At 75.9% G+C, this 6,779-nt stretch carries 4 protein-coding genes; 2 read left to right on the top strand and 2 right to left on the bottom strand.

Annotation, left to right across the window (positions count from 1 at the left end):
* The first annotated feature begins 70 nt into the window (after nt 1-70).
* Nucleotides 71-2,146 (top strand): SpoIIE family protein phosphatase, encoded by a 2,076-nt coding sequence (locus tag ACSNN9_RS17155; RefSeq protein ID WP_436674290.1) that lies wholly within the window; start codon nt 71-73, stop codon nt 2,144-2,146.
* An 86-nt stretch (nt 2,147-2,232) separates the two neighbouring features.
* Here the strand turns inward: ACSNN9_RS17155 and ACSNN9_RS17150 are convergent, their stop codons facing one another.
* Nucleotides 2,233-3,582, bottom strand: a complete 1,350-nt coding sequence (locus tag ACSNN9_RS17150; protein WP_436674289.1) for an FAD-binding oxidoreductase — start codon at nt 3,580-3,582, stop codon at nt 2,233-2,235.
* A 90-nt stretch (nt 3,583-3,672) separates the two neighbouring features.
* Between ACSNN9_RS17150 and ACSNN9_RS17145 the strand changes: the two genes are divergently transcribed.
* Nucleotides 3,673-5,769 carry a S9 family peptidase gene (locus ACSNN9_RS17145; RefSeq protein WP_436674287.1) on the top strand — a complete coding sequence of 699 codons (2,097 nt, stop codon included), beginning with the start codon at nt 3,673-3,675 and terminating at the stop codon, nt 5,767-5,769.
* Nucleotides 5,770-5,817: 48 nt separating this feature from the next.
* On the opposite strand, the gene ACSNN9_RS17140 is transcribed toward ACSNN9_RS17145, so the two are convergent.
* On the bottom strand, nt 5,818-6,759 hold the full coding sequence (locus ACSNN9_RS17140; protein WP_436674286.1) for a threonine ammonia-lyase: 942 nt from the start codon (nt 6,757-6,759) through the stop codon (nt 5,818-5,820).
* Between the last annotated feature and the right edge of the window lie 20 nt (nt 6,760-6,779).

Below are 6,779 nucleotides of genomic sequence, written 5' to 3'. Positions count from 1 at the left end.
GGGCGGGTTTGGGGCATGCCGTCCGGGCATCGGCTTGGCACCCGCACGGGTGGCGGTGGAGGATACGGGGGTGTCAGCGGAGACGGGGCCCGCGACGACCGGGGGCCGAGACGAGCACGTCCGGCGCGTCCGGCTCCCCGCAGACCGGCGTACGCCCGCCGCGGCGCGGGCCCTCGTGCGGTCCGTCCTCACCGAGGCCCGCCTGGACGGACTGGCCAACGAGGCCATGCTGCTCACCACCGAGCTCTCCACCAACGCCGTGGAGCACGCCCGCACCGAGCTGGACATCGAGGTGGTCGCCGACCCGGTCGGGATCACCGTCACCGTGTCCGACTTCGCTGCCGGCCCGGTGGAGGAGCTGATCGTCGGGGTCCGCAACGACGCCACCGACATCGACGAGGTCTCCGAGCGCGGCCGGGGGCTGTTGCTGGTCGACCACTTCGCCAGCCGCTGGGGCACCACCTACCTGCCCACCGGCAAGGGGGTGTGGTTCCGGCTGGACCTGCCCGGCCCGGCCACGGGCGGCCGGGGATCGGGGATGCCCGGCGCGGCGACCGCCGGGGGTGGCGCGCCGGCGACCCCGGAGAGCTCCGCGCCGAGCGCCGGGGCCATGAGCGAGCTGATGCAGACCACCCCCGACCCGTACGCCGAGGATCCGCTGCCCGACTTCGCGACCAGCCTGCTCACCCGGGTGGCGGAGATGGTCGGCGCGGCGGGCGGAGTGGTGCGGCTGGACCGGGGCGACGGACAGGGCACCCAGGTGCTGGCCCGGTACGGCCGCCAGCCCCGGCCCGGCAACGAGCTGCTCCGGGTGCCGCTGGCCGTGCACCGGCCGTACGCCGGCGAACTGGAGCTGGACGCGGCCCCGTCGGCGTACGCACGACCGCTGGCCGTGCTGATGGCCGAGCGGCTCTCGCTGCACCTGGAGAACGACCGGCTGCGCCGGGCGGACGTCCGCCGGCAGGCCTGGCTGACCTTCCTCGCCGAGGCCAGCGAGTTGCTCGCGCAGTCGCTGGACGTCGAGCTGACCATGGCGCTCGTCCCCCAGCTCGTGGTGCCCCGGCTCGGGCAGTGGTGCGCGGTGCACACCACCGACGAGTGGGGCCGGCTGCGCCTCGCGGCGGCCAGCCACGCGGACGAGTCGGTGCTGCCCCAGCTGCACCAGGTGCTCGAGGAGACCGGCCCGGACTCGGTCCAGGCCCGGCTGCGCGAGGCGTCCCGCAACGGCACCCAGATGCCGCTCGGCGCGCCGATGGAGGGCTTCGCCGTCCCGCTGATCGCGCGGGGGCAGCGGCTGGGCACGCTGGCCGTCGGCCGGCACCAGCGGCACCGGCACGACCCGGACGAGGTCGCCGTGCTGGAGGACGTCGCCCGTCGGTCGGCGCTGGCGATCGAGAACGCCCGGATCCACGCCGAACGCCGGCGCGTCGCGCACACGCTCCAGCAGTCGCTGCTGCCGCCGGTGCTGCCCGTGGTCGAGGGCATCGGCTTCGCCGCCGAGTACGTCCCGACCGGCGGCGACGTCGACGTCGGCGGCGACTTCTACGACGTGGTGCCCCTGCCGGACGGGCGCTGGCTGGTGGTGATCGGCGACGTCTCGGGCAAGGGGGTGCAGGCGGCGACGGTCACCGGCCTGGTCCGCGACGTCATCCGGGTGCTGGTGGGCGACGGCAAGCCGCTGCCGGAGGCGCTGGCCCGGGTCAACGAGACGCTGTTCGAGCGGGGCGGTGGGCGCTACTGCACGCTGGCCCTGGCGGCGGTCGGCCCCGGCGACGGCAACCAGCTCGACGTCTCCCTGCACCTCGCCGGCCACGACCGGCCGGTGCTGCTGCCCGCCGGCGGCGGGGCACGTTTCGTCGGCACCGGCGGCACCGCGCTCGGGCTGCTCGACTCGATCGCCTCCCCGACGGCGGTGGTGCCGCTCGACCCGGGCGACGCGCTGGTCTTCTACACCGACGGGGTGACCGAGCGGCGGCGCGGCCGGGAGCTGTTCGGCACCGAGCGGCTGCGCGACGCCGCCGCCCCGCTGGCCGGCTACTCGGCCGACGTGATCGCGGCCCGGCTCCGCTCGACGGCGATCGGCTTCTCGGCCGAGGCGCCCCGCGACGACATCGCCATCCTGGTGCTGCGCAACGACGCCAGCTGAGCGCCGGTGGCAGGGCCGGCATGGCGCGGGCGTCCGCCGCCGCTGCGCGGCGCCGCCGGGGTGCGCCGGTGAGCTGCCCGGAGGGGTCAGAGGCCGCCGGGGAGGCGGCCCGGGGCGAGGCGGCGGTGCGGGTCGAGGTGCTCCTTGGCCGCGCGCAGCCGGGCCAGCCCGGCCAGCTCGCCCCACAGGTCGACGGCCCGCCGGACGGCCGCTGGCGCGGAGACCACCACGCAGCGACCCTGCCGGGCGAGGAGCACGCCGCGGACGGCGGCCAGGATGGCCGCCACCCGGTCGGGGGACATGGCGCCGGGCAGGGCCGCGTGCACCACGCCGAGGCCGGCGGAGCCGCGCACCGGGACGGGGCCGCCGGCGGCGTCCCGCAGCGCGTAGACGGCGGCGTGCAGGTCGGCGATGGGCACCTCGATCCGCAGCGCCGTGTCGCCCGGACCGAACGGATAGCGCCGCCACCACTCGGGCGCGGCATGGCTGGCGACCGCGCCGTCGCCGAGGAGCGCGACGAGCCGGTCCGCGCGCTCGGCGACGTCGGCCGGGCCGCCCTCCAGCAGCACCACCAGCCGCCCGGCGCCGGCCGGGCCGCCGCCGGCGCGACCCGTCATGGACGGGTGCGCGGCCATCGCGGCGGCCCGGCTGCCCTGGCGCGGCCGGGGTCCCGCGCCGGCCGGCAGGTCCAGCTCGACCGCCGCCGGGTCGAGGCGGGCGGCGAGCACGGTGCGGATCAGGTCGTGCACCTCCAGCGGCGTCCACACCGGCCGGCTGACCCAGATCCGGCCGGCGGGGACGGCCTGCACCCGCAGGGTCGCGGAGACCAGCACGCCGAGCGCCCCCTGCGAACCGCAGAGCAACCGGGTCAGTTCCAGCCCGGGGGCGCCGCCCCCGGCCTCGACGAGCTCGCCGTCGGCGTCGAGGTAGCGCACCCGGACGAGCTGGTCGCAGGGGCTGCCGTGGCGGTGCCGCAGCGGCCCGGCCTCGCCGGCGGCGAGCACGCCGCCGAGGGTGGCGCCGGGCGAGGGGGCGTCGAGCGCCAGGCGCTGCCCGGTGCGGTCCAGAGTGGCCTGCACCGCGCGCAGCGGGGTGCCCGCCCCGACCTCCGTGGTGGGCGCGCCGACCGGCTCGTGCCCGATCCCGGCGAGCCGGCCGGTGTCGAGCACGATGTCGACCCGGTCGGGGGCGGCACCCCAGTCGATCTTCGTGCCGGCGCCGCGTGGCACCACCGTCAGGTCGTGTCGGGCGGCGAGCCGCAGCACCTCGGCCGCGGCGTGCGCACCGCCCGGGACGGCCACCCAGCGGGCCGGGCGGCCGGCCACCTCGTCGGCGGGGCCGGCGAAGCGGGCGAACGGCGGGCCGCAGATCTCCGTCAACCGCCGGGTGATGTCGAGGGCTCCGGGCTGGTGGGTGGAACTCGCTGCAGCCGCCATGCCGGCCATCGTACACATGTTCGAAAGATGTGGCGGCGGGTCGCCGACGAGGCCGCGCGGCGGGCGGCGCGCGGCCGGTAACGTGGCGCCGTGACCACCGAGACCCCCGTGCCCACGGCGAAGCGGGCGCCCAGCGAGCGCACCCACCACGGCGACACCGTCGTCGACGAGTACGCCTGGCTCACCGGCAAGGACGACCCGGAGACGATCGCCTACCTGACCGCCGAGAACGCCTACACCGAGGCCCGGACGGCGCACCTCGAAGGGCTGCGCGCCGACCTGTTCGAGGAGATCCGCCGGCGCACCCAGGAGACCGACCTGTCGGTGCCCGGCCGCAAGGGCGGCTACTGGTACTACACCCGCACGGTCGAGGGCCAGCAGTACGGCGTGCAGTGCCGCCGGGCGGTCCGCGACGGCGAGACCGAGCCGCCGGTCAGCGCGGACGGCGCGCCGCTCGACGGCGAGGAGGTGCTGCTCGACGGCAACCTGCTCGCCGAGGGCCACGACTTCTTCGCGCTCGGCGCGTTCGACGTCAGCCCGGACGGTCGGTGGCTGGCCTACTCCACGGACTTCTCCGGCGACGAGCGCTTCACGCTGCGGGTCAAGGACCTCTCCACCGGCGAGCTGCTGCCCGACGAGGTGCCCGGCACGTTCTACGGCACCGCCTGGTCCACCGACGCCTCCGTGCTGTTCTACGTGACCGTGGACGAGACGTGGCGCCCGAACCGGGTCTGGCGGCACACCCTGGGCACGGCGTCCACCGAGGACGTGGTGGTCTACCAGGAGGACGACGAGCGGTTCTGGGTCGGCGTGGAGCTGAGCCGCTCGGAGCGGTTCATCCTCATCGACGTCCACAGCAAGATCACCAGCGAGGTGCTGGTGATCCCGGCCGGCAACCCGACCGGCGCGCCGGCGTCCGTGGCGCCCCGGCGGCAGGGCGTGGAGTACACGGTGGAGCACCACGGGCACCGCTTCCTGATCCTGCACAACGACGGCGCGGAGGACTTCGCGCTGGCGTACACCTCGGCGGACGCGCCCGGCGACTGGGTGCCGCTCATCGAGCACTCGCCCGGCACCCGGCTGGAGGCGGTGGACGCCTTCGCCGACCACCTGGTCGTCTCGCTGCGCACCAACGGGCTGACCGGGCTGCGGGTGCTGCCCGTCGGCGGCGGCGACGCGTACGACATCGACTTCCCGGAGCCGCTCTACAGCGTCGGCCTGCACGACAACCCGGAGTACCGCACCGGGCAGATTCGGCTTCGCTACGCCTCGCTGGTCACCCCCGACTCGGTCTACGACTACGACCTGGTGACCCGGCAGATGGTGCTGCGCCGGCAGAAGCCGGTGAAGCCCGGGCCGGACGGCCGGGCGTACGACCCCGCCGACTACGAGCAGCACCGCGACTGGGCGCTCGCCGACGACGGGACCCGGGTGCCGATCTCGCTGGTCTGCCGGGCCGGCACGCCGAAGGACGGCTCCGCCCCCTGTGTGATCTACGGCTACGGCTCGTACGAGGCGAGCATGGACCCGTGGTTCTCCGTCGCCCGGCTCTCGCTGCTGGACCGGGGCGTCATCTTCGCCGTCGCGCACATCCGGGGCGGGGGCGAGCTGGGCCGCCGCTGGTACGACCAGGGCAAGCTGCTGGCCAAGAAGAACACCTTCACGGACTTCGTCGCCTGCGCCCGGCACCTCGTCAAGGCGGGCTGGACGACGAGCGACCGGCTGGTCGCCCGCGGCGCCTCGGCCGGCGGCCTGCTGATGGGCGCGGTCGCCAACATCGCCCCGGACGCGTTCGCCGGGATCGTCGCGCAGGTGCCCTTCGTGGACGCGCTCACCTCGATCCTCGACCCGTCGCTGCCGCTGACCGTCACCGAGTGGGAGGAGTGGGGCAACCCGCTGGCCGACCCGGAGGTCTACGCGTACATGAAGTCCTACACGCCGTACGAGAACGTGCGGGCGGTGGACTACCCGGCGATCCTCGCGGTGACTAGCCTCAACGACACCCGGGTGCTCTACCACGAGCCGGCGAAGTGGATCGCCCGGCTGCGGGCGGTCGCCCCGCAGGGCGACTACCTGCTCAAGACCGAGATGGGCGCCGGCCACGGCGGCCCGAGCGGCCGTTACGACTCCTGGCGCGAGGAGGCGTTCGTCAACGCCTGGATCCTCGACCGCCTCGGCCGCGCCTGAGCGGCGTCGGGCAGGGTCCTCCCGACGAGGGCCCTGCCCGGCGCACGCTCAGCCCAGCACGCTCGCCAACACCGCCGGGTCGACGTTGCCGCCGGTGACCACGGCGACCGTACGACCGGGCGGCAGCTCGGCGGCGCGGAACAGCCGGGCGGCCACGGCCACCGCGCCGCTCGGCTCCACGACCAGGCGGGCGTCGCGGACCAGCCGGCCCATCGCGGCGCGGATCTCCTCCTCGGTCACCGTGACGATGCGGTCGAGCCGGGCCCGCAGGTGGGCGAGCGTCAGCTCGGACGGTGGCAGGCGCAGCCCGTCGGCCATCGTGCGGTAGGTGCGTTCCTCGCCCCACACCACCACCGAGCCGGCCGCCAGCGAGTCCCGGGCGTCGGCGGCGAGCTCCGGCTCGACCCCGATCACCGTCGCCGCCGGCCGCAACGCCGTGACCGCGGTCGCGACGCCGGAGGAGAGCCCGCCGCCGCCCACGGGCACCAGCACCACGTCGACGTCGGGCAGGTCCTCGACGATCTCCAGCCCGACCGTGCCCTGCCCGGCGACGATCCGCCGGTCGTCGAAGGGCGGCACCAGCACCGCTCCCGTCGTCGCGGCGATCCGCTCCGCCTCCGGGCCGCGTCGCGGGGGCGGCACCAGCAGCACCTCGACGCCCAGCGCCCGGATCCGGTCCACCTTCGGCGCCGGGGCGCCCTCGGGCACCACGATCCGGCAGGGCACGCCGGCCGCCCGGGCCGCGTACGCCAACGCCAGGCCGTGGTTGCCCGACGAGTGGGTGACCACGCCGCGCGCCCGCTCCTCGGGCGTCAGGCGGGCGACCGCGTGGGTCGCGCCGCGCAGCTTGAAGGACCCCACCGGTTGCAGGCTCTCCGGCTTGAGCCACAGCTGCGCGTCCCATCCGGTCCGCAGCAGCGGGGTACGCAGCACGGTGCCCGCGATGTCGGCGGCGGCGGTGCGGACGTCGGTGATCGAGACCAGCTCCATCACCCAATCCTGCCCGACAC

The organism is Micromonospora sp. URMC 107 (assembly GCF_051386315.1).
Lineage (GTDB): Bacteria > Actinomycetota > Actinomycetes > Mycobacteriales > Micromonosporaceae > Micromonospora.
The sequence above is the reverse complement of the archived record's forward strand: the minus strand, read 5'-3'. Positions and strand labels throughout refer to the sequence as shown.